Origin of the sequence: Pseudomonas sp. OV226, from assembly GCF_003148705.1 — a bacterium.
In the GTDB taxonomy this organism is placed as follows: domain Bacteria; phylum Pseudomonadota; class Gammaproteobacteria; order Pseudomonadales; family Pseudomonadaceae; genus Aquipseudomonas.
In genome coordinates this window covers 1-24,119 of the sequence record NZ_QGGS01000024.1, presented here as the reverse complement: position 1 = coordinate 24,119, position 24,119 = coordinate 1, and the positions used below count along the sequence as shown (strand labels likewise).

Sequence of the window (24,119 nt, the reverse complement as noted above, 5' to 3'; positions counted from 1 at the left end):
TGAAGCCTTGAGGGGACCGCCGGTGTCGGGACCGCCCTCAAGCCTTGCACCAATAAAGGTGAGCGATCAGCGTCGCTTGGCCATCTCATTGATGAAGCGATCAAACAATGGCGCTACGTCGTTCGGGCCAGGGCTGGCTTCCGGGTGACCCTGGAAGCTGAAGGCGCTCTTGTCGGTACGCTCGATCCCTTGCAGGGTGCCGTCGAACAGCGATTTGTGGATCGCACGGACGTTGGCTGGCAGGGTCGCTTCGTCTACCGCAAAACCGTGGTTTTGGCTGGTGATCATCACCACACCGCTGTCCAGGTCCTGGACCGGGTGGTTGGCACCGTGGTGGCCGTGACCCATTTTCAGAGTCTTGGCGCCAGAGGCCAGGGCCAGCAGTTGGTGACCGAGGCAGATACCGAAGACCGGAATCTCGGTTTCCAGCACATCCTTGATCGCCTGAATCGCGTAGTCGCACGGCTCAGGGTCACCAGGACCGTTGGACAGGAACACGCCGTCCGGCTTCATCGCCAGAACGTCTGCGGCCGGAGTTTGTGCTGGCACCACGGTCACGCGGCAACCGCGCTCGACCAGCATGCGCAGGATGTTCAGCTTGACGCCGTAGTCGTAGGCGACCACGTGGTACGGCAGCTCGGAGGCTTCGATCGTCGCGTGGCTGTCGGTTTTCAGATCCCAGACCGTCGAGCGCCATTCGTATTGCTCTTTGGTGCTGACGACTTTGGCCAGGTCCATGCCCTTGAGGCCAGGGAAACCCTGTGCAGCGGCGATGGCGGCGGCTTCGGAAATGTTGTCACCGGCCATGATGCAGCCGTTCTGTGCGCCTTTCTCACGCAGGATGCGCGTCAGGCGGCGGGTGTCGATACCGGCGATAGCCACAACGTTGTTGGCTTTCAGGTAATCGGACAGGGACATCGTGTTACGCCAGTTGCTCGCAACCAGTGGCAGGTCACGGATGACCAGGCCAGCGGACCAGACGCGGTCGGATTCGGCGTCTTCCGGCGTGGTGCCGGTGTTGCCGATGTGCGGATAGGTCAGGGTAACGATCTGTTGGGCGTAGGAAGGATCGGTAAGGATTTCCTGATAGCCGGTCATTGCGGTGTTGAACACCACCTCACCAACGGTTTGACCGTCGGCTCCAATGGCTTCGCCGCGAAAAATGCTGCCATCAGCAAGGGCGAGTATGGCTGGCTTAGTCAAGAAGACCTCCCGTAAATAAAGCCTGAAAGGGCGATCGCAGGTTGTAAAAAAGCGGAGTGACGTATGGACACGTCACCCCGCTTCTTCACTGAATTATTCTGCGCGCTTTTAGTGGACACACTAAAGCTGTAGCTTACAGAAAAAGGCATTTTTGGTCTACCGCCAATGAGCCCGAAAGGCTGGAGAATGCGACAGGACGTCGCTTGGCGGTGTAAAACCGGGCTCAAACACTGTGTTTGAACCCGATTTCGGGCGCATCTTAACGCAGATCGAGCACGTCTTGCATGTCGTAAAGGCCTGGCTCACGACCATCCAGCCACAACGCCGCTCGCACCGCGCCTTTGGCGAAGGTCATGCGACTGGACGCTTTATGCGTGATTTCCAGACGCTCGCCCTCACAGGCGAACAGCACCGTGTGATCGCCAACCACATCACCACCGCGAACAGTGGCAAAGCCGATCGTTTCACGCTCACGCGCACCGGTATGACCTTCGCGACCATAGACCGCGACCTTTTGCAGATCACGATCCAAGGCGCTGGCGATCACTTCACCCATGCGCAACGCGGTGCCTGAAGGTGCGTCGATCTTGTGTCGGTGATGCGCTTCGATGATTTCGATATCCGCCTCATCACCCAGCACACGTGCGGCCATGTCGAGCAACTTCAGCGACAGGTTCACGCCAACACTGAAATTGGCCGCGAACACGATCGGAATCTCCTTGCCCGCCTCAGCCAGCAACTGCTTCTGCGCCGCATCCAGCCCGGTAGTGCCGATTACCATGGCCTTGCCGGTCTTGCGGCAGAACGCGAGGTTTTTCAGCATGACTTCCGGGAGCGTGAAGTCGATCAAAACATCGAACTCGTCAGCGACCGCATCCAGATTGCCGGACAACGGCACACCAATACGCCCCAGCGAGGCCAGCTCACCGGCATCCACACCAATCAGCGTGCTGCCGGGGCGCACGATGGCCGCCGTCAGACCGGTCAGCGGCGCGCGCTCCTGCACGGCCTCGACCAGAATTTTGCCCATGCGCCCGGCAGCGCCCATCACAGCTATACGTCGCATGCCGACTCCTTACAAATCGCCGAAGAAGCGCTTCACGCCTTCAAACCAACCGGTGGTTTTCGGCGAATGGCTGTTGTCGTCTGCCAGGGAGCTACGGAACTCTTCCAGCAATTCACGCTGACGACGACCCAGATTGACAGGGGTTTCGACCGCGACACGACACATCAGATCACCCGCACCGCCGCCACGCACCGGCGCGACGCCTTTGCCGCGAACGCGGAACTGCTTGCCGGTCTGGGTCCCCTCAGGGATCTTCAGTTTGACTCGACCATCAAGGGTCGGAATCTCCAGCTCACCGCCCAACGCCGCATCGACAAAACTGATCGGCACTTCGCAGAACAGGTGTTTGCCATCACGCTGGAAGATCGCGTGCTCGCGCACATTGATCACCACGTACAGGTCGCCAGTCGGTCCACCCTGAGCGCCCGCCTCGCCTTCGCCGGACAGACGAATGCGGTCACCGGTATCGACACCGGCCGGCACTTTCACGGAAAGGGTTTTGTACTCTTCAACACGGCCTTCGCCGTTGCAGGAGTTGCACGGGTCGGAAATGATTTTGCCCTGGCCATGGCAACGCGGGCAGGTCTGCTGCACCGAGAAGAAGCCCTGCTGCATGCGGACTTGGCCAATACCACCGCAGGTCGGGCAGGTGACTGGCGAGGAGCCTTTCTTGGCACCCGAGCCGTCGCACGGCTTGCAGTTGACCAGCGTCGGAACGCGGATGTTCACGGTGGTACCGCGCACCGCTTCTTCAAGATTCAGTTCCAGGGTGTAACGCAGGTCGCTGCCGCGCTGGGCACCGCCACGGGAGCCGCCGCGACCGCCACCGAAGAAGTCACTGAAGACATCGCCAAAGATGTCGGAGAAGTTCTGACCGCCAAAACCGGCACCACCGCCACCCATGCTTGGGTCGACACCGGCATGACCGTACTGGTCGTAGGCCGCGCGCTTGCTGGAATCGGACAGCACTTCGTAGGCTTCGTTAGCCTCTTTGAACATTTCTTCCGACGCTTTGTCATCGGGATTACGGTCCGGGTGATGCTTCATCGCCAAGCGGCGGTAGGCCTTCTTCAGGTCTGCTTCGCTTGAGCCACGCTCAACACCCAATACTTCGTAATAGTCACGCTTTGTCATAAGTCTTTGCACTCTTGAGGACGTTCGGCAAACCTCTCCTGAGCCTTGCCAAACTCGTTGAGCCCCAATACAGGCCCGGACCCAACTCACGTCAATTCAACGATCCTGGTCTTTGATTCATTGCGGTACTTGCGGCTCGAAAAGCAGGAGCATTCCCGGCCATACCAGCAGCACGCGAACGCTGTCGCATGCTGTAAAAATTCGCGTATTCCAGACACGCCAACGCGGGAGCAAGCTCCCGCGCGGCGACATCCTACCAGTCACCGCCTAAAGGCAGTCAACCGGGCGACCAACAACTTACTTGTGGTCTTTGACTTCTTCGAACTCGGCATCGACAACGTCGTCAGCCTTTTCAGCTTTTTCGTCGTGCGGTGCCGCGCCTTCAGCAGGCTGAGCCTGTTCGGCGTACATCTTCTGCGCCACTGGAGCAGAGACTTTCGACAGTTCTTCAACCTTGGCTTCGATTGCAGCTTTGTCGTCGCCTTTGACAGCGGCTTCCAGAGCAACAACAGCAGCTTCGATCGCAGTCTTCTCTTCGGCAGTCACTTTATCGCCAGCGTCAGCGACCATTTTGCGCGTCGAGTGAACCAGCGCATCGCCCTGGTTGCGAGCGGTTGCCAGCTCTTCGAACTGGCGGTCTGCGTCGACGTTGGCTTCAGCATCGCGAATCATCTGCTGAATTTCTTCCTCGGACAGACCGGAGTTGGCCTTGATCACGATCGACTGAGTCTTGCCGGTGGCCTTGTCTTTGGCGCCTACGTGCAGAATGCCGTTGGCGTCGATGTCGAAGGTCACTTCAATTTGTGGCACGCCACGTGGTGCTGGTGGAATGTCGGCCAGGTCGAACTTGCCCAAGGACTTGTTCTGAGCCGCTTGCTTACGCTCACCTTGCAGCACGTGAATGGTCACAGCGCCCTGGTTGTCATCGGCAGTCGAGAACACTTGCGATTTCTTGGTAGGAATCGTGGTGTTTTTCTCGATCAGCGCGGTCATCACGCCGCCCATGGTTTCGATACCCAGGGTCAGCGGGCTGACGTCCAGCAGCAGAACGTCTTTGACGTCACCGGCCAATACCGCGCCCTGGATAGCAGCACCCATGGCAACAGCTTCGTCCGGGTTCACGTCTTTACGAGCTTCTTTACCGAAGAACTCGGTTACCAGTTTCTGAACCAGTGGCATACGGGTCTGACCGCCTACCAGGATCACGTCGTTGATTGCGCCAACGTCGATACCGGAGTCTTTCAGAGCGATGCGGCAAGGCTCGATGGTGCGCTGAACCAGGTCTTCAACCAGTGCTTCCAACTTGGCGCGAGAAATCTTCACGTTCAAGTGCTTCGGACCGGTGGCGTCTGCAGTGATGTACGGCAGGTTCACGTCGGTCGACAGAGCAGAGGACAGCTCGATCTTGGCTTTTTCAGCGGCTTCTTTCAGGCGCTGCATGGCCAGCGGGTCACCTTTGAGGTTCATGCCGCTTTCTTTCTTGAATTCGTCAACGAGGTAGTCGATCAGACGAATGTCAAAGTCTTCACCGCCCAGGAACGTGTCACCGTTGGTGGCCAATACTTCGAACTGATGCTCGCCATCGACTTCAGCGATTTCGATCACGGAAACGTCGAAAGTACCGCCGCCCAAGTCGTAAACGATCACGGTGTGATCGCCCTTCGCCTTGTCCATACCGTAAGCCAGAGCGGCTGCGGTTGGTTCGTTGATGATACGTTTTACGTCCAGACCCGCGATGCGGCCGGCGTCTTTGGTGGCTTGACGCTGGCTGTCGTTGAAGTAGGCCGGAACGGTGATGACCGCTTCAGTCACTGGCTCGCCGAGGTAGTCTTCGGCGGTCTTTTTCATTTTCTTCAGAATTTCAGCCGAGATTTGTGGCGGCGACATTTTCTGGCCGTTCACTTCTACCCACGCGTCGCCATTGTCAGCCTTGGCGATTTTGTAAGGGACCATCTTGATGTCTTTCTGTACGACTTCTTCGTCGAACTTACGACCGATCAGACGCTTCACCGCATACAAGGTGTTGTGCGGATTGGTCACAGCCTGACGCTTGGCCGACTGGCCAACGAGGATTTCGCCATCGTTGGCGTAAGCGATGATCGACGGCGTGGTACGCGCGCCTTCAGCGTTTTCAATAACTTTGGCTACGCCGTTTTCAAGTACGGAGACGCAGGAGTTGGTGGTCCCCAGGTCGATACCGATAATTTTGCCCATGTTCACTCTCCCGAAACTTTGGATTTGGTTGCCGCAGCAGTGGTGGCTAACTGCGGTAGCACTTAAACGCTTGACTTATAAATGGGGGCCTTGCGGCCATTTTCAAGCCTGCTCATCAATCGAAGGCGAAACTGGCGCAGGCGCCTTGCTGACCACGACCATGGCCGGGCGCAGCAGGCGGCCATTGAGCTGATAGCCCTTCTGGAACACCTTGAGCACGCTGTTCGGCTCGACATCGGCGCTTTCCTGCATGGCCATTGCCTGATGCTGAACAGCGTTGAACGGTTCGCCATGCGGATCGATCACTTCCAGCTGATAACGCTTCAGGGTGTCCTGGAACATTTTCAGGGTCAGCTCGATGCCTTCGCGCATTGGACGGATGCTTTCGTCGTCCGGGTTGGACAACTCCAGACCGCGCTCAAGGCTGTCGATGATCGGCAGCAAATCGCCCGCGAATTTCTCCAGGGCAAATTTGTGAGCCTTTTCTACATCCTGCTCGGCGCGACGGCGGACGTTCTGCAGATCGGCGGCTACACGCAAAGCCTGATCCTGCGCGCCTGCCAGTTGCTCTTCGAGCACTTGTACACGAGCCGTCAGGTCATCGCCCGAAGCTTGTAGAGCCTGATCGGCGTCTAGATTTTGCGTATCCACTGTCTGTTCGTCAGCCATAGATTTCTCCTTTCAATATCGTCCGCGAGCTCAACTCGCGCTTCTGTCCCGGTATATGGGGCCGCAAAATCCAGCTTCAAGGGGATTCTTGCGATTACCCTTACAAAAAGCGCTGCATTGCGATTACCCGATGCACCGGGCATTTCGTCAGGCCAAGCAAATCGAGCCAAGCGAGGCCATTGTCAGGCACAAATAAAACACTGTATAAATAACCAGACCTAAAGCCTGGGAGCGGCCTTTATGCTGGTGCACCTGTCCGTACATAACTACGCCATCGTTGAACATCTCGATCTCGAACTCGATCGCGGGATGAGCGTGATCACCGGGGAAACCGGCGCTGGCAAGTCGATCATGCTCGACGCCCTGGGCCTGACTCTGGGTGACCGCGCCGACAGCGGCGTGGTCCGCCCAGGCGCAGACAAGGCTGACATCCTGGCCACCTTCGACCTTGTTGATATTCCGGAAGCCAGTGCCTGGCTCGCCGAGCGCGACCTCGAAAGCGATGGTCCCTGCATCCTGCGTCGAGTCATCACTGCCGAAGGCCGCTCCCGCGGCTACATCAACGGTACGCCCTGCCCTCTCGGCGACCTCAAGGCCCTGGGCGAGTTGCTGATCGACATCCATAGCCAGCACGAACACCAATCGCTACTCAAGACCGACACCCACCGCCGCCTCCTCGACGAGTACGCCGGAGCCACGGACCTTGCCCGCCAGGTACAACTGGCTGCCCAGCGCTGGCGCCAGACGCGCCAGGAGCTCGAACGCCTTTCCAACTCCGGCGACGAGCAGCGCGCTCGCCATCAATTGCTCAGCTATCAACTCGAAGAACTCGAAAACCTCGGCCTCGGCGAAAACGAGCTGGAACAACTGGAGCAGGAACACAAGAACCTCACCAACGCCGAAACCCTGCTGGGCATCTGCCGACAAGTCGTCGAGCAATGCAGCGAAAGTGATTCCGGCAACGTCCTGAACGCCCTGACCGCCAGCCTCAACCGTCTTTCGAGCGTGAACAATTCAATCGGCGCCCTGGGCGAAGCCAGCAGCCTGCTGACCAGCGCACAAATCCAGGTAGAAGAAGCCGTGGGCGAGCTGAACCGCTTCCTCGACAACTTCGACGCCGACCCGGCGCGACTGCAATACCTGGAAGAACGCCTGGATGCGATCTACACCATGGCACGCAAGCACCGCATCCAGCCGACCGAAGTCGCGGAGATGCAGCAACGGCTGCTGGATGAAATCGAAACCCTGAATGCCAACGACGAATCCATCGAGCGGCTCAGCGATGAGCTGGCCTCCTATGCCCGTCATTATCAGGAGCGCGCGCGTGAACTGAGTGACTTGCGCCACCAGGCGTCGAGCAGCCTGGCCAGCGCCGTGGAGCAGGAAATCCAGCGACTGGGCATGCCGGGGGGCCGCTTCACCATCGAACTACGACCCAACAGCAGCGATGAGCTGTTACCCAACGGGCTCGAACAGGTAGAACTGCTGGTGAGCGCCAACCCAGGCCAGCCACTGAAAGCCTTGGCCAAAGTAGCTTCGGGTGGCGAACTGTCGCGGATCAGTCTCGCTATTCAGGTGATCACCGCACAAACCTCACGCGTACCAACACTGGTGTTCGACGAAGTGGACGTGGGTATCGGTGGTCCGACCGCCGAAATCGTCGGCCAACTGCTGCGTCGACTTGGGGAGCGGGGGCAGGTGCTGACAGTGACTCACTTGCCGCAAGTGGCTGCGCAGGGTCACCAACACCTGTTCGTACACAAGGTGCGGGGCGAGGATGCAACTCATACGGCTGTCTCCAAGCTGAGCAAAAATGATCGCATCGAAGAAGTGGCGCGGATGCTGGGAGGCATCGACCTCACCAAGGAATCTCTGGCACACGCGAAAAAAATGGTCGTTACCGCAAAAATTTAGGAACAGCAGACAGCACGAAGGCGACCCTGGGGTCGCCTTCGTTCGTTTCGCGAATCTGAAATTCGCGCGACATGCTTACTTTTTCTTGCGTACGTACAGCACCAGATTGTGATCAACCATCTCGAAACCATACTTGTCGACGATGGCTTTCTGCAGGCGCTCGATTTCTTCGTCGAAGAATTCGATCACTTCGCTGGTTTCGACGTTGACCATATGGTCGTGATGCTTGCCGTCATCCAGTTCGAAGACCGCGTGGCCTCCGTCGAAGTTGTGCCGCACCACAAGGCCAGCTGCCTCGAACTGAGTCAGTACACGGTAAACCGTGGCCAGACCGACGTCCTCACCAGCCTCCATCAGCGCCTTGTAAACATCTTCGGCACTCATGTGGCGTTGCTCGGCGGAATCGAGCATTTGCAGAATTTTGACCCTTGGCAGGGTCACTTTGAGGCCGGCTTTGCGTAGTTCGCTATTTTCAACCATGGTCAGCTTTCTCGCGATGCTGCTTCGCAGCTTCTCTTAATGCGGGTATGATCGGCGTTTACGTTGTCCCAGCCAAGATAGTGGAAGTCGCCCACCGATGCAAAACACCAAGCTCTTGCTAACCAGTTTCACCTTTGTGGGACTGCTCGCACTCGCCGGTTGTTCATTCCCCGGGGTTTACAAAATCGACATCCAGCAGGGCAATGTCGTCACGCAGGACATGATAGACCAGTTACGCCCGGGAATGACCCGCAAGCAAGTACGGTTTATCATGGGTAACCCTCTGTTGACTGACACGTTCCATGCCGATCGCTGGGATTATCTGTACAGCCTGCAACCGGGTGGCGGTGAACGCCAACAGGAACGCATTAGCGTTATCTTCAACCCAAATGACCAGCTTGTCAGCCTCTCTGGTGATTTCATGCCAGGCGTGAGCCGCGACGAAGCCATTCTCGGCAAGGACAAAGGCACCACAGTCACTGCGCCAGTTGAAAATGTCGAGAAGCCGAAACCGGAAAAACCGGCCAAGCCTGGTTCGTTGCTGGATCAGATCCAGAAGGACGTCGACGGTGTAGAAACCGTTCCAGTCCCGACGCCAGAACCGCTGGACACCACGCCGCAATAATTTGCGACGCAATAAAAAACCCGGAATTACCGGGTTTTTTATTGTCTGGCGTTTGACCGAATCACTGATTCCGGGCTTTGGCCTCGGCAGCCTTGGCTGCGCGCAACCGGCGAACCTCCTTCGGGTCGGCCAGCAAAGGCCTATAGATCTCGATGCGATCTCCAGCCAGAACCCGTCGACTGTCCGGATCAGCGACGACCTTGCCGAAAATCCCTACAGGGCAAGCCGCCAGATCCAGTTCCGGAAACGCTGCGCCAATGCCTGAGCATTGCACGGCGGCTCGCACCGTCGATGCTGCTGGCATCGTTACGCAGAGCAATACCTGGCGATCCACGGCGGCATACACCACTTCGACCTCAATCACCGACTCAACCATGTATCTGCTTGGCGCGCTGGCAGAACGCGTCCACCAGCGTGTTGGCCGCCTGATTGAACAAAGGCCCCAACGTTGCGCGAACAATCGGCCCGGCGTAGTCGAACGACAGGTCCAGACTGATCTTGCAGGCCTTCTCAGTCAGCGACTTGAACACCCACACGCCGTGCAATTGGGTGAAAGGACCTTCCTCGAGGTTCATTTCGATCGATTGCCCCGGCACCAGAGTATTTCTGGTGACGAAATGCTGGCTGAGGCCGCCCTTGGCCACACCCACGCTGGCACGCATGTACTCAGGCGAAATTTCCAGCACTTCGGCGGCCGAACACCACGGCAGAAACTCGGGGTAACGCGCTACGTCGTTGACCAGGTCATACAGCGCTTGTGCCGGATACGGCAGCAAGGCCGAACGTTGAATATGCGTCGTCATGTCAGCGTCACTTCCACAGCTGGGCGGCAAACACTACGAGAATGCCGATGGGCGCCACATAGCGCATCAAGAACAGGGACAGACCGAACAGCATCGGGCTGCGGATCGACAACTCGTCGCGCACCGCTTCACGCCCCATGATCCAGCCCGCAAACACCACGAAACACAAACCACCGAGTGGCAACATGATCCGTGAGGTAAAGAAATCGATCACACCAAAGAAGTCCAGACCACCGGTCGCCCCCCATTGGTAGAGGTGGAACATCCCGCCATCGTTCACGAAAAACTTGGCTTGCTTCCAGATATTGAAGGAAAACACGGTACCCAGACCGACGAACCAGCAGGAGAAAGCCAACCAGAACGTCACCCAGGCGCGGCGGATTTTGGTGCGTTCAACCAGGTAAGCCACCATGGGCTCAAGCAGCGAAATCGCCGAACTCCAGGCAGCAACCGCAACCAGCACGAAGAACACTACGCCCATCAACTGACCAAACGCTACGTTGCCGAAAGCAAATGGCAGGCTGACGAACATCAAGCCAGGGCCTTCGCTCGGGTTCAAGCCCGCTGCGAACACAATCGGAAACAATGCCAGGCCGGCCACCAGCGAAACGAACGTATCCAGCAGCGCCACGCCCACGACGGTGCCGGAAATCGACGAATGCTTTGGCATGTAGGCGCCATAGATCATGATCGAACCGACACCGACGCTCAGCGAGAAGAACGCGTGCCCCATGGCAGGCAGCAAACCGTCGAGTACTTTTTCCGGGTGGAAGTCGAACATGAAATGCACGCCTTCCATGAAGTGGCCGGTGGTCATGCTGTAACCCAGCAGCACGATGACCATCACAAACAGCAGCGGCATCATGATCCGCAAGCTGCGCTCAAGCCCGGCGACCACGCCTTTGGCGATCACCACGGCAGACAACAGCATGAAAATCGTGTGCCAAAGTGTCAGGCGCCAAGGATCGGCGATCACATTGCCGAAGTACGCGCCGACCTGGTCAGCCGTCACGCCCTGGAAGTCGCCTCGCCCCATGTCGATGATGTAATCCAGCGACCAGCCACCGACCACACTGTAGAACGACAGGATCAGCAACGCCGTGATCATCCCGGCAAATGCGCCCCACGACCATTTGGCCGAATGCCCTGCTTCAAGCGCCAACACCTTCAAGGCGTTGGCCGGACTTTGCCGGGCGCGACGACCAATCAGGGTTTCGGCCAGCATGACCGGCACACCGATCAGCGCGATACAGGCCAGAAACATCAGCACGAAAGCGCCGCCGCCATAGACGCCGACCATGTACGGGAATTTCCAGATACTACCCAGGCCCACGGCCGAACCGGTCGCGGCGAGTATGAAGACCCAGCGGCTAGCCCAACTGCCGTGGACAGAAACCTTGTCTGTCGACATCGTTATCACGCCCAAGCGTTCAAAAAAGAGGCCGCATTGTCCGGGATTCAATCAACCTGCTCAAGCACGTAGCGATACCGTAGCCGACTCGCGCGCAACTCCCTATAATGCCGCCCCTATGGCTAAACAGAAGAAACACCCAACAGGGACCATCGCGCAGAACAAAAAGGCGCGACACGATTACTTCATCGAACATCGGTTCGAGGCTGGTCTGGTCCTGGCCGGCTGGGAAGTAAAAAGTCTGCGGGCAAGCAAGCTGCAACTGGTCGACAGTTACGTGCTGCTCAAGGATGGCGAAGCCTGGCTGCTTGGCAGCCACATTACGCCCCTGATGACCGCCAGCACCCACGTCATTGCTGACCCGACCCGCACCCGAAAGTTGCTGCTCAACCGCCGCGAGCTGGAAAAGCTCGCCGCGGCCGTGCAACAGAAAGGTTATGCCTGCGTATGCTTGTCCTGGTACTGGAGCAAGCACATGGTCAAGTGCGAGATCGCACTGGGCAAGGGCAAGAAGGAATACGACAAGCGTGATACCGAACGGGAGCGCGACGCCGGTCGCGAGTTGCAGCGTGCGGTGCGCAACAAGGGCAAGGAAGACTAACTCTTTGCCTTGAGTTGATCGTTCCCACGCTCTGCGTGGGAATGCAGCAATGGACGCTCTGCGTCCGCCTTGTGACGCGAAGCGTCACGGGATGCATTCCCACGCGGAGCGTGGGAACGATCAGACTACATCCCTTTGCGCCGCTCCGCCCGAGCCATGCGCTGCACTTCCTGACGCACTTCCTCCAGCACTTCCTGCACATACAAAATGTGCCGGCTGGAGACTTCCCGCGCCTGCTCCGCCCGCCCCTCGATAATCGCCAGGTACAACTCCCGGTGCTGCGTGATCAGCATGTCGCGGGTTTCGGTGCGCTGCTTGTACATGCCGCCAATATTGGTCACCACGTTGCGCTTGAGCAGATCGAACAGCCCGCGAATGGTGTGCAGCAACACCGCGTTATGACTGGCCTCGGCAATCGCCAGGTGAAATTTCGCATCTGCCGCACCCTCTTCAGCCCGACTGACGTCATCGTGACGCGAATAACAGTCCTGCAACTCATCAAACGCGGCCGTCAGCCGCTCACGGTCCACATCGGTGGCACGCAAGGCCGCGTAGTAAGCGCAGGACGCTTCCAGCGTGTGGCGAAACTCCAATAGATCGCGTTGCGCCTCCGGGTTATTTTCCAACAGCTGCAGCAATGGATCGCTGAAGGTCGACCCCAACGAATCGACGACGTAATTGCCACCGCCCTGGCGACTGACCAGCAAACCCTTGGCCGCCAGCTTCTGAATCGCCTCGCGCAATGAAGGGCGTGACACACCGAACTGCTCAGCCAGCGTGCGCTCGGCCGGCAAGCGCTCACCAGGCTTCAGCGTGCCTTCCAGGATCATCCCTTCGAGCCGCTCGACAATATCGTCAGACAAACGGCGCTGACGAATCTGATCAAACCCCATAACTCAATTCTCCACGATCCCGACAGCTTGCCGGGATCTCTATTCTGGCCTATTGGCGCGACGCCAGCATCTGGCAAGACGACGCTCGATCAAACCGATCCGATGCGCTGCACACGGCTTATTCGACAAAAGTTTTAGGGCGGCAAATTGACACGCCGCGCATAAGGCTTTTACCCTAGCCAACAGCGATTGTAAATTGGTATTACCAATTAACCAAAAACGCTGCCCAGTGCCTGACCAACAACAATTAGGGGCCACCCCATATGCAAACCTGGCAACAGCTCTACACCCCGCTCGGCAGTCTCGGCGTCTCCGCCCTCGCAGCCGTCATCCCTATCGTGTTTTTCTTCCTGGCGTTGGCGGTGTTCCGCCTCAAAGGTCATGTGGCCGGCAGCATCACCCTGGCGTTATCCATCGCCGTGGCGATTTTTGCCTTCCAGATGCCGGTCGACATGGCGTTCGCCGCCGCCGGTTATGGTTTCGCCTACGGTCTCTGGCCCATCGCCTGGATCATTGTGGCGGCCGTGTTCCTCTACAAACTGACGGTCAAGAGCGGTCAGTTTGAAGTCATCCGCAGCTCGGTACTGTCGATCACCGACGACCAGCGCTTGCAGGTTTTGCTGATCGGCTTCTGCTTCGGCGCTTTCCTGGAAGGTGCAGCCGGTTTCGGCGCGCCGGTAGCGATTACCGCCGCACTGCTCGTTGGCCTGGGCTTCAATCCGCTGTATGCCGCGGGCCTGTGCCTGATTGCCAACACCGCGCCGGTAGCCTTCGGCGCCCTGGGCATCCCGATCATCGTCGCCGGGCAAGTGACCGGCATCGACGCGTTCAAGATCGGCGCCATGACCGGTCGCCAACTGCCGCTGCTGTCGCTGTTCGTGCCGTTCTGGCTGGTGTTCATGATGGACGGCCTGCGCGGCGTCAAGGAAACCTGGCCCGCTGCCCTGGTGGCTGGCTTGAGCTTCGCCATCACCCAATACTTCACGTCCAACTTCATTGGACCGGAACTGCCGGACATCACCTCGGCTCTGGTCAGCCTGATTTCGCTGACCCTGTTCCTGAAAGTCTGGCAGCCGAAACGCGCCGCGGGCCAACACATTGTCGGTGCCGTCTCGGCGTCCGTGGTGACCGCCAGCGCCGGCGGCTTCGGTCAACCGCGCACCACCGTGGCCTCGCCTTACAGCCTCGGTGAAATTTTCAAAGCCTGGTCACCGTTCCTGATCCTCACCGTACTGGTCACCATCTGGACCCTGAAACCGTTCAAAGCCATGTTCGCTGCTGGCGGTTCGATGTACAGCTTCGTATTCAACTTCGCCATTCCGCACCTGGACCAAATGGTGATCAAGGTTGCTCCGATCGTGGCGGCGCCGACTGCCATTCCGGCGGTGTTCAAACTTGACCCGATTTCCGCGACCGGCACGGCGATTTTCTTCTCTGCGCTGATCTCGATGCTGGTTCTGAAGATCAACATCAAAACTGGTCTGACCACTTTGAAAGAGACCTTCTACGAACTGCGTTGGCCGATCCTGTCCATCGGCATGGTGCTGGCGTTCGCTTTCGTCACCAACTACTCGGGCATGTCTTCGACCATGGCTCTGGTGCTGGCGGCGACGGGTGCAGCGTTCCCGTTCTTCTCGCCGTTCCTCGGCTGGCTGGGCGTGTTCCTGACCGGTTCCGACACCTCCTCCAACGCACTCTTCAGTTCGTTGCAAGCAACCACCGCGCACCAGATCGGCGTCAACGATGTGTTGCTGGTGGCGGCAAACACCAGTGGCGGCGTGACCGGCAAGATGATCTCGCCACAATCGATCGCCGTGGCCTGCGCCGCGACCGGTCTGGTGGGCAAGGAATCGGATCTGTTCCGCTTCACCCTCAAGCACAGCCTATTCTTTGCAACGATAGTCGGCTTGATCACCCTGGCCCAGGCCTACTGGTTCACCGGCATGCTGGTGCACTAAGTACTACACGTTAAAAAGCAAAAACCGACTCCGGACCACGATTCCGGCGTCAGCAATTCACAACCCGGTCTGCAAGGCTGCTGAAAGCTTCCCTCTCTATATTCAGCAGCCTCAGCGGACGGATAACCGGGACCACCCGGAGACACGCCTGATGAGCGAGCTTTTTTACAACGCCGTGCCGAATGCGACCCGCGTCGCCCCGCCACTGCACGAGCCTCGGCAATACCCCAGCGAGAAACCGTCACGGGTGTACCTGTTCGGAACCTGCGTGGTGGACTTGTTCTACCCCGAAGCCGGGATAGACGCGATTCACTTGCTGGAACGCGAAGGTATTCGTGTCGAGTACCCGCAAGGGCAAAGCTGCTGCGGACAACCGGCCTACACCTCGGGTTACACCGAGCAGGCAAGGACGGTGGCGCGCTCGCAACTGGCGCTGTTTGCCGGGGATTATCCGGTGGTGGTGCCGTCGGGATCGTGTGCCGGGATGTTGCGCGAACACTACGCCGACTTGTTCAAGGACGAGCCGCAGACGTTGAAACAGGTTCAGGCCTTGGCGGCCAGGACGTATGAGCTGGCCGAGTTCCTGCTGTTTGTCTGCAAGGTGCAGCTCAAGGACAGCGGCGAGCCGGTCAAAGTGGCGCTGCACACGTCGTGCTCGGCACGCCGCGAAATGAACACCCACCTGCACGGTCGCGAGTTGTTGGCGCAATTGAGCAACGTAGAGCGGGTCAATCACGATCACGAAAGTGAATGTTGTGGCTTTGGCGGGACGTTCAGCGTCCGTATGCCAGACATTTCCGGTGCGATGGTGGTGGACAAGACCCGGTCGTTGAAGGAGTCCGGCGCGCACAAGGTACTCAGTGCCGACTGCGGTTGCCTGATGAACATCAACGGCTCGCTGGAGAAACAAAAGGAAGCGCTGCGCGGCCAACACCTGGCCAGTTTTCTCTGGCAGCGAACCGGAGGTGCCCGATGAGCACTTCCACGATTATTCCTACGGTTGCCGTAGAAGAGGATTTTCGCACCCGGGCTCACAAGGCTTTGGACGACAAGCAACTGCGAAACAACTTTCGCACTGCGATGGATTCACTGATGACCAAACGGGCAGCGTCCTTCAGCGATGCCCACGAAAGAGAACATTTGCGAGCGCTGGGCAATGCTGTCCGCGCCCGTGCGTTATCCAAGTTGCCCGACCTGCTCGAGCAGCTTGAACAGAACCTGACCCGCAACGGTGTGACAGTGCACTGGGCGGAAACGGTGGACGAAGCCAATGGCATCGTCCTCTCGATCATCCGCGCTCACGAGGGGCGGCAAGTGATCAAGGGCAAATCGATGGTCAGCGAAGAGATGGAGATGAACCATGTCCTCGAGGCTCAAGGCATTGAATGCCTGGAGTCGGACATGGGTGAGTACATCGTCCAGCTCGACCACGAGAAGCCTTCACACATTATTATGCCGGCGATCCACAAGAATGCCGGTCAGGTCGCGTCCTTGTTCCACGACAAACTTGGCGTGGAATACACCAAGGACGTTGACCAACTCATTCAGATCGGTCGCAGAGTCTTGCGGCAGAAATTCTTCGAAGCGGACATCGGCGTCTCCGGCGTCAACTTCGCCGTGGCCGAAACCGGCACCCTGTTGCTGGTGGAAAACGAAGGCAACGGGCGCATGACCACCGCTGTCCCACCCGTGCATATCGCCGTGACCGGCATCGAAAAAGTCGTGGAAAACCTGCGCGACGTGGTGCCGCTGCTGTCACTGCTGACCCGCTCGGCGCTGGGCATTCCGATCACCACCTACGTCAACATGATCTCCGGCCCACGCCAGGAGCATGAACTCGACGGCCCCCGGGAAGTGCACCTGGTATTGCTCGACAACGGTCGCAGCCAGGCGTTTGCCGACAGCGAATTGCGCCAGACCCTGAACTGCATCCGCTGCGGTGCCTGTATGAATCATTGCCCGGTCTACACCCGAATCGGCGGCCATGCCTATGGGGAGGTTTACCCTGGGCCTATCGGAAAAATCATCACGCCTCACATGGTCGGCCTGGCGAAAGTCCCGGATCATCCCAGCGCTTCATCGCTTTGCGGTGCTTGCGGCGAAGTCTGCCCGGTAAAAATTCCTATCCCTGCATTGCTGCGTCGCCTGCGGGAAGAGAACGTCAAAGCCCCGGACAGCCCGAATCAGGTCATGCGCGGTCAAGGCAGCAAGTATTCGCGCAAGGAACGGTTCATCTGGAACGCCTGGGCCAGGCTCAACAGTTCGCCGACGCTTTATCGCCTGTTCGGTTTCTTCGCCACTCGCCTGCGCGCCCTCACGCCAAACAATGTCGGCCCCTGGACGCAAAACCACAGCGCGCCAAAGCCCGCCGCCCGCTCACTGCACGACATGGCCCGCGAACACCTGGCCAAACAGGGAGACCGTTGATGAGCGCCAAGCAAAACATCCTTGCCAAGTTACGGAAAAGTCTGACCGGCACTACGCCCGTGCCTGACGAATTCGACGTCGAACTGGTGACAGCGCCCTACACCTACACACCTGAACAACGCATTCCACAACTGCGCAAACTGATGGAAGCGGTGCACACCGAAATCCATCTGACCTCCAGTGAAGCCTGGCCCGCATTGCTCGCCCAACTGCTGCGTGATCGCCAGTTGCCAAGCCTTTTGATCGCCCCGACGACGCCCCACGGCCAACGCATCACTGGGCACTGGGCGAATCATCCTGAGCTGCCAACGCTCAAAGCCTACGATCGTCCGGTTGAAGAATGGAAAGCCGAGCTGTTCAACGATACCCCGGCCAGCCTCACCGGCACCCTTGGCGCCATTGCCGCAACCGGCAGCCTGATTCTCTGGCCGACGCGTGAAGAACCGCGCTTGATGAGCCTGGTACCGCCGGTGCATTTCGCCCTGCTCAAGGCCAGTGAAATCCGCGACAACTTCTATCAGGTGCAGCAGGAATTCAATTGGGCCCAAGGCATGCCGACCAACGCTTTGCTGGTATCCGGCCCGTCGAAAACTGCGGACATCGAACAAGTCCTGGCGTACGGCGCGCATGGACCGAAAGACCTCGTGGTGCTGATCCTGGAGGACCAATGAGTCTACCGACGGCGTTCCTCAGAGATGCAGAAAAACTGATCCCCCACGAGCGACGTTTCGACGACCCGCTATCGACCCTGGCCTTTGGCACTGACGCCAGTTTCTATCGGCTGATTCCGAAGCTGGTGATTCGCGTCGAGTCGGAAGACGAAGTGGTCTCGCTACTCAAGCTGGCGCAACGGGATCACGTCCCGGTAACGTTCCGCGCCGCCGGCACCAGCCTGTCTGGTCAAGCCATCAGCGATTCGGTGCTGATCGTGTTGGGGGATAACTGGAATGGTCGCGAGATCCGCGGCCAAGGCACGCAAATCCGTCTGCAACCGGGCGTGATCGGCGCGCAGGCCAACGCCTGGCTGGCACCGTTCGGCCGCAAGATCGGCCCGGACCCGGCCTCGATCAACGCCTGCAAAATCGGCGGCATCGTCGCCAACAATGCTAGCGGCATGTGTTGCGGCACGGCGCAGAACACCTATCACACCCTGGCCGGCATTCGGCTGGTGCTGACCGATGGCAGCCGCCTCGATACCGAAGATTCGGCCAGTGTCGCGGCGTTTCGCCAAAGCCACGCCTCGTTGCTCGAACGCCTGGCGACCTTGGGCCGCGAGACCCGCGCCAATGCTGAATTGGCTGCGAGAATCTGCCACAAATACCGTCTGAAAAATACCACCGGCCTGTCACTCAATGCGCTGGTGGATTTCGACGAGCCTGTGGATATCTTGAGCCACTTGCTGGTGGGTTCCGAAGGCACCCTCGGTTTTATCAGTGCCGTGACGTACGACACGGTGATCGATCACCCGAACAAGGCGTCCGCGCTGATCGTGTTCCCGGATGTGGAAACCTGCTGCAATGCCGTCAGCGTGCTGAAAAGCCAGCCGGTGTCGGCTGTGGAACTGCTCGACCGCCGCAGCCTGCGCTCGGTGCAAGACAAACCCGGCATGCCGTCTTTCGTACAACACCTGTCGAATAATGCCTGCGCGCTGCTGATCGAATCCCGCGCCGCATCGTCCACTTTGTTGCAGGAACAACTGGCGCAGATCATGGCGTCGCTGTCTTCATTCCCGGTGGAAAAACAGGTCGACTTCACCGAAGACCCGGTGGAAAACGCCCGGCTCTGGGCGATTCGCAAAGACACCTTCCCCGCCGTCGGCGCCGTGCGCAAAACCGGCACCACAGTGATCATCGAAGACGTGACGTTCCCGGTGGAACAACTGGCCATCGGCGTCAATCGCCTGATCGAGTTGTTCGACAAACATCACTACGACGAAGCGATCCTTTTCGGACACGCACTGGAAGGCAATCTGCACTTTGTCTTCACCCAAGGCTTCAACAACCCGGAAGAAGTCGCACGCTATCAAGTGTTCATGGACGACGTGGCGCAGTTGGTGGCGGTGGAATTCGGCGGCTCGTTGAAGGCCGAACACGGCACCGGTCGCAACATGGCGCCGTTCGTTGAGCTGGAATGGGGCAGCGATGCCTACCAATTGATGTGGCAGCTCAAACGCCTGCTCGACCCCAACGGCATTCTCAACCCGGACGTGGTGCTCAGCGAGGACCCGCAAATCCACCTCAAGCATCTGAAGCCGTTGCCGGCCGCCGACGAGATTGTGGATAAGTGCATCGAATGCGGTTTCTGTGAGCCGGTCTGCCCCTCGAAAGGCCTGACCCTGAGCCCGCGCCAGCGCATCGTGATCTGGCGGGATATTCAGGCGAAAAAGCGTGCGGGCGTTGATACCACCGAACTCGAAGCGGCCTACGAATACCAAGGCATCGATACTTGCGCGGCCACCGGTCTTTGCGCTCAACGTTGCCCTGTCGGCATCAATACCGGCGAGCTGGTGAAAAAGCTGCGCAGCCGTCACGCAACACGTACGAAAACTGCCAACTGGCTGGAAGGCAATTTCGCCACGGCGCTGCAAGGTGCACGTTTCACTCTGCACGTCGCCAATGGCGCACGGATGCTGCTGGGAGCACCACGCCTGGCGAAACTTTCGGCGTCGCTGACGAAGCTGTCCAAAGGTCAGGTCCCGCAATGGACCAACGCCATGCCGCAGCCGGAAAAAGCCATTCGCTTCAGCCCCACCGTATCGGACGAACGCCCTCGCGTGGTGTACCTGGCGGCGTGCGTGTCGCGGGTCATGGGCCCGGCGGCGGCGGATAAAGAGCAGATGTCGCTGTACGACAAAACCCGTGGGCTGCTGGAAAAAGCCGGTTACCAAGTGGTCTTCCCGGACAACCTGGACAACCTCTGCTGCGGCCAGCCATTCGCCTCCAAAGGCTACGCCGAACAGGCCGAACACAAGCGCCAGGAACTGATCGGCGCATTACTGCACGCCAGTCGCGGCGGGCTTGATCCGATTTATTGCGACACCAGCCCGTGCACGTTACGGCTGGTTCAAGACCTGGGTGAAGTTCGACTCGACCTGTACGACCCGGTGCGTTTCATCCGTACGCATTTGATGGATCGCCTCGACTTCACACCGCAGGAAGCGCCGATTGCAGTGCACGTCACGTGCAGCACTCAGCACCTTGGGGAAAGTCAGGCGCTGATCGAACTGGCGCGCAAATGCAGTAAAAACGTGGTGATTCCTGAAGGCATTCACTGCTGCGGGTTTGCCGGTGACAAAGGATTCACGACGCCCGAACTGAACGCCCACTCGCTGCGCACGCTCAAGGATGCGGTTCAGCAGTGCAGCGAAGGGATCTCTACCAGCCGCACTTGTGAGATTGGTTTGACGCAACATGGCGGCATTGACTACCACGGACTAGTCTATCTGGTGGACCGCGTTACCCAGGCTAGGGTGCCCTGATAGCAGGATCTAAAGGAAGAAGCATAGGCATGCCGTGCTTATGCTTCTTGCTGGAAACGACAGATTTAAAGCAAAAAAAAGAACCCTGACGTGCCGCCGCAGTCCACTGACCAAGTCCCGCTAATGCGGGACCTCCTAAAAAATCGGTAGACCGTTTTGATGGCCAGCAATGCCTGGTCCTTCAGTCCAAGGAGAAACACATGAATCGTTCTGTGCTTTTAGGTTTGTTCGTTACTGCTTCCATGATGGCTTCCACTTCGTTTGCGGCCGAAAAAACCCAATGCGATGTCAACCTGCAAACCATTGAAAACGGCAAGGCACAGGTTCCTCAGGAAATGGCGGACCAGGTGGAGGCCTCCGTCAAGCAGGCCAAAGCCGACCAGGCAAAAGGCACCAAGGAAGGTATTGATGATTGCATCGCCGAGACCAACGACATCATCAAGACCATCACCGACGCGCACAAAGGCGGGAAGTAACTCAGCTCCGGGCCAACCTTCGGGTTGGCCTTCTGGGCCGTGTTGGCGTGCTGCCTCCAGCAAATACGAAGCAAACCAAAACCCGTCAATTGCGGGTTTTGTCGCATCTGGGGTCTGGTAATCCGTTTTAGTGCCATTGCTCCTGTCACACAGTTTTTTCATCGCTTTTCTGCAAAAACCGAATTCCTGTGCCGCTCCGTAGTCTTTTGGATAAGCCCATCAATCGTGGCTGATTTTTCAGACTCGGCCGAGCCGCCCGCCCATGCGGCAGCACCGAGACCATCAGTTCGAGGAGATACCCATGAAACGTACCGCACTCGCTGGTCTGTTCATTTCTGCTGCAATGCTGGCCTCTCCCGTATTTGCTGCGGACAACAACCTGTGTACGAGCAAGCTGCAAGAGCTCGAAGCCAAAGTGAATTCGCTGCCAGCGACCTCCAGCAATGCGCCGGAGATCAAAAGACTGTTGGCCAGCGCCAAAGCTTCACAAGCCGCCAAAGATGACAAAAAATGCGCTACCGAGGCCAGCCAGGCATTGTCGATGGCAAATTGAACAAGGAACCACCCCATGATCAATCGAGGCCAACCTTGCGGGTGGCCTTCTGAGGCGTGTTGGCGTACACTGCAAAGGCTTGTTGCTCACTTTGATTCACGGAGCAACAGGCTCGGGGCCGTTTAGGATTCGACGCCGGTTGCGAAACTTTAGGTGCATGCCGAGTTGGTAACAGAACTCGTAAATCCACTGTTGCAACTACTTATAGTTGCCAATGACGAAACCTACGGCCAGGAATTCTCTCTCGCTGCGTAAGCAGCTTTAGATCCTGAGCTTCTGGTACCTTCGGGTCCAGCAATCACCAGGGGATGTCTGTAAACCCAAAGTGATTGTCATATAGAACAGAATCGCCGTGCAGTACGTTGTGGACGAAGCGGCTAAAACTTACACAACTCGCCCAAAGCACCCTGCCCTTCGGGTCGCTGAGGGTTAACTTAATAGAAACGGCTACGCATGTAGTACCGACAGCGGAGTACTGGCGGACGGGGGTTCAAATCCCCCCGGCTCCACCAAACAAGGCATACAAATCAGGCACTTAGCGTTTAGCGCAAGTGCCTTTTTTGTGTCTGAATGGGTGGTTTTGGCTCGGCTATGCCAGCTTAATGACAGCCTATTCCTTCTACACAAGAGAATTTTTCGGGAAAGAACATGGAAGATGTGCAGAACCCATTCCAGCGACTCTATGAGCTGCTGGATTCAGCTCGAAAAGCACCTAATCACGAAACATCGCTTGACGTCTGGGCCAAGGTTTTTAAGATCTCACCCTCTGACTTGCCCGGCTTGATTTATGCTCTTAGATCCCTGATGGACGATGTCAGCCATTGCAGAACCGTTGTCGAAAAATTCGTTCCTGGGGACAAAGCCAGATTTCTCGTACCTTTAGATCGAGTGGATGCCTTACTGGCGAACCAAAACCTTCTCACGCAATGGAATTCTTACAAGTCTTATCTTGATGACGCAACCATGCTTGGCTTGGGATTTGGTATTTATGCGATGTCGCAATTCCACCCTGCGAGTTCGTCGGAAAGCTCCCCCCAGATCAACGAATTTATTAAGAAGCTAGACATGCTTCTAGAGGAATGCCTGGACTCCGAGATTGCACCGGAGCTTAAGAAACTTTTCATCAAACATCTTGAAGCGATACGTGCAGCGCTCCTGGGTTTTCTTGTCGATGGAGGGGAGGCGCTAGAAGCCGCGGTGGATAACGCCATCGGATCAATACTTAGACACGGCGAGTCAATCAAAGCGGAACCGGGCTCGGGAAAAGAATTCGTCAAAGGATTTTTCGATGTCCTGGGAAAGGTCAACGATTTGGTGTCTGGGTACCAAACAACCGCTCAAATCGCATCGTCAGCCGCTGTGACGCTTTTGCTTCCTCTGATTAGTTAGTATCAATAGTTCGGATTTCTGACCGATCACGCCCCGCCTATCGGAGTAGTGAATCACGGACACATCACTGATATTCTCGCCGCCACGCGCCCCAAACATTTACGGATGGAGGCGAAAATAGAAGCCCCGAAGCCGCGAACCTTTGGGGCTTTGCTTTTTCTGTCTCCACCGCTCAGCAGTTCACCTCTCGCACGTACGCTTGGCAAGCAGCCAAAGCGATCAATCCTTGATCGCCTCGCCGGTGATTCCGATAATTCGTTGAGCAGGCGCTGGGCAAGGCTGGAGCACGAACAACAACGAGCCACAACATCAGTGTCCAACAGCTTGCAGTTATGGCAAATGGTTGAAGAAGACGTGATGACCGAGTTGCCGCATCTGCATAGCCTTTACCACCCAGCATCGTGGTCGCATAGTAGTGCGTGGCGCCGCCTGCAGGATCCAATACAGGGTTGCGACCTTCTTTTGTAACGCGTGATCTGCTACTAGGTGTTCAAGGCGATTTGCCACTATTCACCTATTCTGGCGAAGATATTATTCTGACCAATCGGACAGGATTGTAGGGTTATCCTACAGGCTATACCGAACCATTCCGCCAGAGTCATGCTGTCCCAGACTCAAGGTAGATTCCCTCGCAACGACTCAAGGACGATTCATGATTTCCTCTGCCCGACTGGGTGACAAACATGTCTGCCCAATACCAGGTCATGGCACCACTCCGATTGATTCAGCCAGTACCAACGTAAATATCAACTTCATGGGCTCTGCTCGTGTAGGCGATAAGTGTGGCTGTGGCGCAGTCATCACCACCGGGTTTCCCTCGATTCA

General features: G+C 57.8%; 22 protein-coding genes and 1 other RNA gene. 13 read left to right on the top strand and 10 right to left on the bottom strand.

The window, feature by feature from the left end; translation table 11 throughout:
- Positions 1-66 precede the first annotated feature (66 nt).
- The 5 genes from carA to grpE form a co-directional block, all read right to left on the bottom strand.
- Positions 67-1,203, bottom strand: a complete 1,137-nt coding sequence (carA, locus tag C7534_RS26875; RefSeq protein WP_046031921.1) for a glutamine-hydrolyzing carbamoyl-phosphate synthase small subunit — start codon at positions 1,201-1,203, stop codon at positions 67-69.
- A 259-nt stretch (positions 1,204-1,462) separates the two neighbouring features.
- Positions 1,463-2,269: a 4-hydroxy-tetrahydrodipicolinate reductase gene (dapB, locus tag C7534_RS26870; RefSeq protein WP_109787591.1), complete on the bottom strand. Its 807-nt coding sequence runs from the start codon at positions 2,267-2,269 to the stop codon at positions 1,463-1,465.
- A 9-nt stretch (positions 2,270-2,278) separates the two neighbouring features.
- Entirely contained in the window at positions 2,279-3,403 is a 1,125-nt protein-coding gene (gene dnaJ, locus C7534_RS26865) for a molecular chaperone DnaJ (protein WP_046031919.1), read from the bottom strand.
- 297 nt (positions 3,404-3,700) lie between these two features.
- Positions 3,701-5,617: a molecular chaperone DnaK gene (dnaK, locus tag C7534_RS26855; protein WP_007942898.1), complete on the bottom strand. Its 1,917-nt coding sequence runs from the start codon at positions 5,615-5,617 to the stop codon at positions 3,701-3,703.
- Positions 5,618-5,719: 102 nt separating this feature from the next.
- Positions 5,720-6,286: a nucleotide exchange factor GrpE gene (gene grpE / locus C7534_RS26850; RefSeq protein WP_109787589.1), complete on the bottom strand. Its 567-nt coding sequence runs from the start codon at positions 6,284-6,286 to the stop codon at positions 5,720-5,722.
- Positions 6,287-6,526: 240 nt separating this feature from the next.
- Between grpE and recN the strand changes: the two genes are divergently transcribed.
- A complete protein-coding gene (gene recN, locus C7534_RS26840; RefSeq protein ID WP_046031917.1) occupies positions 6,527-8,200 on the top strand; it encodes a DNA repair protein RecN in 1,674 nt (557 codons plus the stop codon).
- 75 nt (positions 8,201-8,275) lie between these two features.
- On the opposite strand, the gene fur is transcribed toward recN, so the two are convergent.
- Positions 8,276-8,680 (bottom strand): ferric iron uptake transcriptional regulator, encoded by a 405-nt coding sequence (fur, locus tag C7534_RS26835; protein ID WP_003197684.1) that lies wholly within the window; start codon positions 8,678-8,680, stop codon positions 8,276-8,278.
- A 97-nt stretch (positions 8,681-8,777) separates the two neighbouring features.
- On the opposite strand from fur, the gene C7534_RS26830 reads away from it, so the two are divergent.
- Positions 8,778-9,305: an outer membrane protein assembly factor BamE gene (locus C7534_RS26830; RefSeq protein WP_109787588.1), complete on the top strand. Its 528-nt coding sequence runs from the start codon at positions 8,778-8,780 to the stop codon at positions 9,303-9,305.
- 61 nt (positions 9,306-9,366) lie between these two features.
- Here the strand turns inward: C7534_RS26830 and C7534_RS26825 are convergent, their stop codons facing one another.
- From C7534_RS26825 to C7534_RS26815, 3 genes are read right to left on the bottom strand one after another with little or no spacing between them, the layout of a single operon-like run.
- On the bottom strand, positions 9,367-9,681 hold the full coding sequence (locus C7534_RS26825) for an RnfH family protein (protein WP_109787587.1): 315 nt from the start codon (positions 9,679-9,681) through the stop codon (positions 9,367-9,369).
- The gene (locus C7534_RS26820; RefSeq protein ID WP_046031914.1) at positions 9,674-10,108 is read right to left on the bottom strand and encodes a type II toxin-antitoxin system RatA family toxin; all 435 of its coding nucleotides are present in this window, start codon (positions 10,106-10,108) and stop codon (positions 9,674-9,676) included. Before C7534_RS26820 ends, C7534_RS26825 begins: the two co-directional genes overlap by 8 nt.
- Before the next feature lie 7 nt (positions 10,109-10,115).
- Positions 10,116-11,519, bottom strand: coding sequence for a sodium-dependent transporter (locus C7534_RS26815; protein WP_109787586.1), 1,404 nt, complete (start codon positions 11,517-11,519; stop codon positions 10,116-10,118).
- A gap of 118 nt (positions 11,520-11,637) precedes the next feature.
- Here C7534_RS26815 and smpB point away from each other — a divergent pair, with 118 nt between their 5' ends.
- Entirely contained in the window at positions 11,638-12,120 is a 483-nt protein-coding gene (gene smpB / locus C7534_RS26810; protein WP_028623113.1) for an SsrA-binding protein SmpB, read from the top strand.
- A 125-nt stretch (positions 12,121-12,245) separates the two neighbouring features.
- Here smpB and C7534_RS26805 read toward each other — a convergent pair whose 3' ends face one another.
- Positions 12,246-13,013 (bottom strand): GntR family transcriptional regulator, encoded by a 768-nt coding sequence (locus C7534_RS26805; protein WP_046031912.1) that lies wholly within the window; start codon positions 13,011-13,013, stop codon positions 12,246-12,248.
- Between the two features lie 263 nt (positions 13,014-13,276).
- On the opposite strand from C7534_RS26805, the gene C7534_RS26800 reads away from it, so the two are divergent.
- The 10 genes from C7534_RS26800 to C7534_RS26745 form a co-directional block, all read left to right on the top strand.
- Positions 13,277-14,971: a lactate permease LctP family transporter gene (locus tag C7534_RS26800; RefSeq protein WP_109787585.1), complete on the top strand. Its 1,695-nt coding sequence runs from the start codon at positions 13,277-13,279 to the stop codon at positions 14,969-14,971.
- A 151-nt stretch (positions 14,972-15,122) separates the two neighbouring features.
- On the top strand, positions 15,123-15,947 hold the full coding sequence (locus C7534_RS26795; RefSeq protein ID WP_109787584.1) for a (Fe-S)-binding protein: 825 nt from the start codon (positions 15,123-15,125) through the stop codon (positions 15,945-15,947).
- Positions 15,944-17,398, top strand: coding sequence for a LutB/LldF family L-lactate oxidation iron-sulfur protein (locus C7534_RS26790; protein WP_109787583.1), 1,455 nt, complete (start codon positions 15,944-15,946; stop codon positions 17,396-17,398). Before C7534_RS26795 ends, C7534_RS26790 begins: the two co-directional genes overlap by 4 nt.
- On the top strand, positions 17,398-18,069 hold the full coding sequence (locus C7534_RS26785; protein ID WP_109787582.1) for a LutC/YkgG family protein: 672 nt from the start codon (positions 17,398-17,400) through the stop codon (positions 18,067-18,069). The genes C7534_RS26790 and C7534_RS26785 overlap by 1 nt, the downstream gene beginning before the upstream one ends.
- Entirely contained in the window at positions 18,066-20,876 is a 2,811-nt protein-coding gene (locus C7534_RS26780) for an FAD-binding and (Fe-S)-binding domain-containing protein (protein ID WP_109787581.1), read from the top strand. The genes C7534_RS26785 and C7534_RS26780 overlap by 4 nt, the downstream gene beginning before the upstream one ends.
- Positions 20,877-21,076: 200 nt before the next feature.
- Positions 21,077-21,352, top strand: coding sequence for a hypothetical protein (locus C7534_RS26775; RefSeq protein WP_046031906.1), 276 nt, complete (start codon positions 21,077-21,079; stop codon positions 21,350-21,352).
- A 301-nt stretch (positions 21,353-21,653) separates the two neighbouring features.
- Positions 21,654-21,905 (top strand): hypothetical protein, encoded by a 252-nt coding sequence (locus C7534_RS26770; protein WP_109787580.1) that lies wholly within the window; start codon positions 21,654-21,656, stop codon positions 21,903-21,905.
- 114 nt (positions 21,906-22,019) lie between these two features.
- Positions 22,020-22,417, top strand: a transfer-messenger RNA (tmRNA) gene (ssrA, locus tag C7534_RS26765).
- Between the two features lie 136 nt (positions 22,418-22,553).
- Entirely contained in the window at positions 22,554-23,294 is a 741-nt protein-coding gene (locus C7534_RS26760; protein WP_109787579.1) for a hypothetical protein, read from the top strand.
- A gap of 652 nt (positions 23,295-23,946) precedes the next feature.
- The coding region (locus tag C7534_RS26745; RefSeq protein WP_177412285.1) for a PAAR domain-containing protein at positions 23,947-24,119 on the top strand (173 nt) is incomplete at its 3' end.

Bases quoted from the DNA above. Each gene is read 5' to 3' on its own strand.
- C7534_RS26830 (WP_109787588.1), top strand. From the start codon at position 8,778: ATGCAAAACACCAAGCTCTTGCTAACCAGTTTCACCTTTGTGGGACTG.
- dnaK (WP_007942898.1), bottom strand. From the start codon at position 5,617: ATGGGCAAAATTATCGGTATCGACCTGGGGACCACCAACTCCTGCGTC.
- dnaJ (WP_046031919.1), bottom strand. From the start codon at position 3,403: ATGACAAAGCGTGACTATTACGAAGTATTGGGTGTTGAGCGTGGCTCA.
- smpB (WP_028623113.1), top strand. From the start codon at position 11,638: ATGGCTAAACAGAAGAAACACCCAACAGGGACCATCGCGCAGAACAAA.
- fur (WP_003197684.1), bottom strand. From the start codon at position 8,680: ATGGTTGAAAATAGCGAACTACGCAAAGCCGGCCTCAAAGTGACCCTG.
- dapB (WP_109787591.1), bottom strand. From the start codon at position 2,269: ATGCGACGTATAGCTGTGATGGGCGCTGCCGGGCGCATGGGCAAAATT.
- C7534_RS26820 (WP_046031914.1), bottom strand. From the start codon at position 10,108: ATGACGACGCATATTCAACGTTCGGCCTTGCTGCCGTATCCGGCACAA.
- C7534_RS26780 (WP_109787581.1), top strand. From the start codon at position 18,066: ATGAGTCTACCGACGGCGTTCCTCAGAGATGCAGAAAAACTGATCCCC.
- recN (WP_046031917.1), top strand. From the start codon at position 6,527: ATGCTGGTGCACCTGTCCGTACATAACTACGCCATCGTTGAACATCTC.
- C7534_RS26760 (WP_109787579.1), top strand. From the start codon at position 22,554: ATGGAAGATGTGCAGAACCCATTCCAGCGACTCTATGAGCTGCTGGAT.
- C7534_RS26775 (WP_046031906.1), top strand. From the start codon at position 21,077: ATGAATCGTTCTGTGCTTTTAGGTTTGTTCGTTACTGCTTCCATGATG.
- C7534_RS26790 (WP_109787583.1), top strand. From the start codon at position 15,944: ATGAGCACTTCCACGATTATTCCTACGGTTGCCGTAGAAGAGGATTTT.
- grpE (WP_109787589.1), bottom strand. From the start codon at position 6,286: ATGGCTGACGAACAGACAGTGGATACGCAAAATCTAGACGCCGATCAG.
- C7534_RS26785 (WP_109787582.1), top strand. From the start codon at position 17,398: ATGAGCGCCAAGCAAAACATCCTTGCCAAGTTACGGAAAAGTCTGACC.
- C7534_RS26815 (WP_109787586.1), bottom strand. From the start codon at position 11,519: ATGTCGACAGACAAGGTTTCTGTCCACGGCAGTTGGGCTAGCCGCTGG.
- C7534_RS26825 (WP_109787587.1), bottom strand. From the start codon at position 9,681: ATGGTTGAGTCGGTGATTGAGGTCGAAGTGGTGTATGCCGCCGTGGAT.
- C7534_RS26805 (WP_046031912.1), bottom strand. From the start codon at position 13,013: ATGGGGTTTGATCAGATTCGTCAGCGCCGTTTGTCTGACGATATTGTC.
- C7534_RS26795 (WP_109787584.1), top strand. From the start codon at position 15,123: ATGAGCGAGCTTTTTTACAACGCCGTGCCGAATGCGACCCGCGTCGCC.
- C7534_RS26800 (WP_109787585.1), top strand. From the start codon at position 13,277: ATGCAAACCTGGCAACAGCTCTACACCCCGCTCGGCAGTCTCGGCGTC.
- C7534_RS26770 (WP_109787580.1), top strand. From the start codon at position 21,654: ATGAAACGTACCGCACTCGCTGGTCTGTTCATTTCTGCTGCAATGCTG.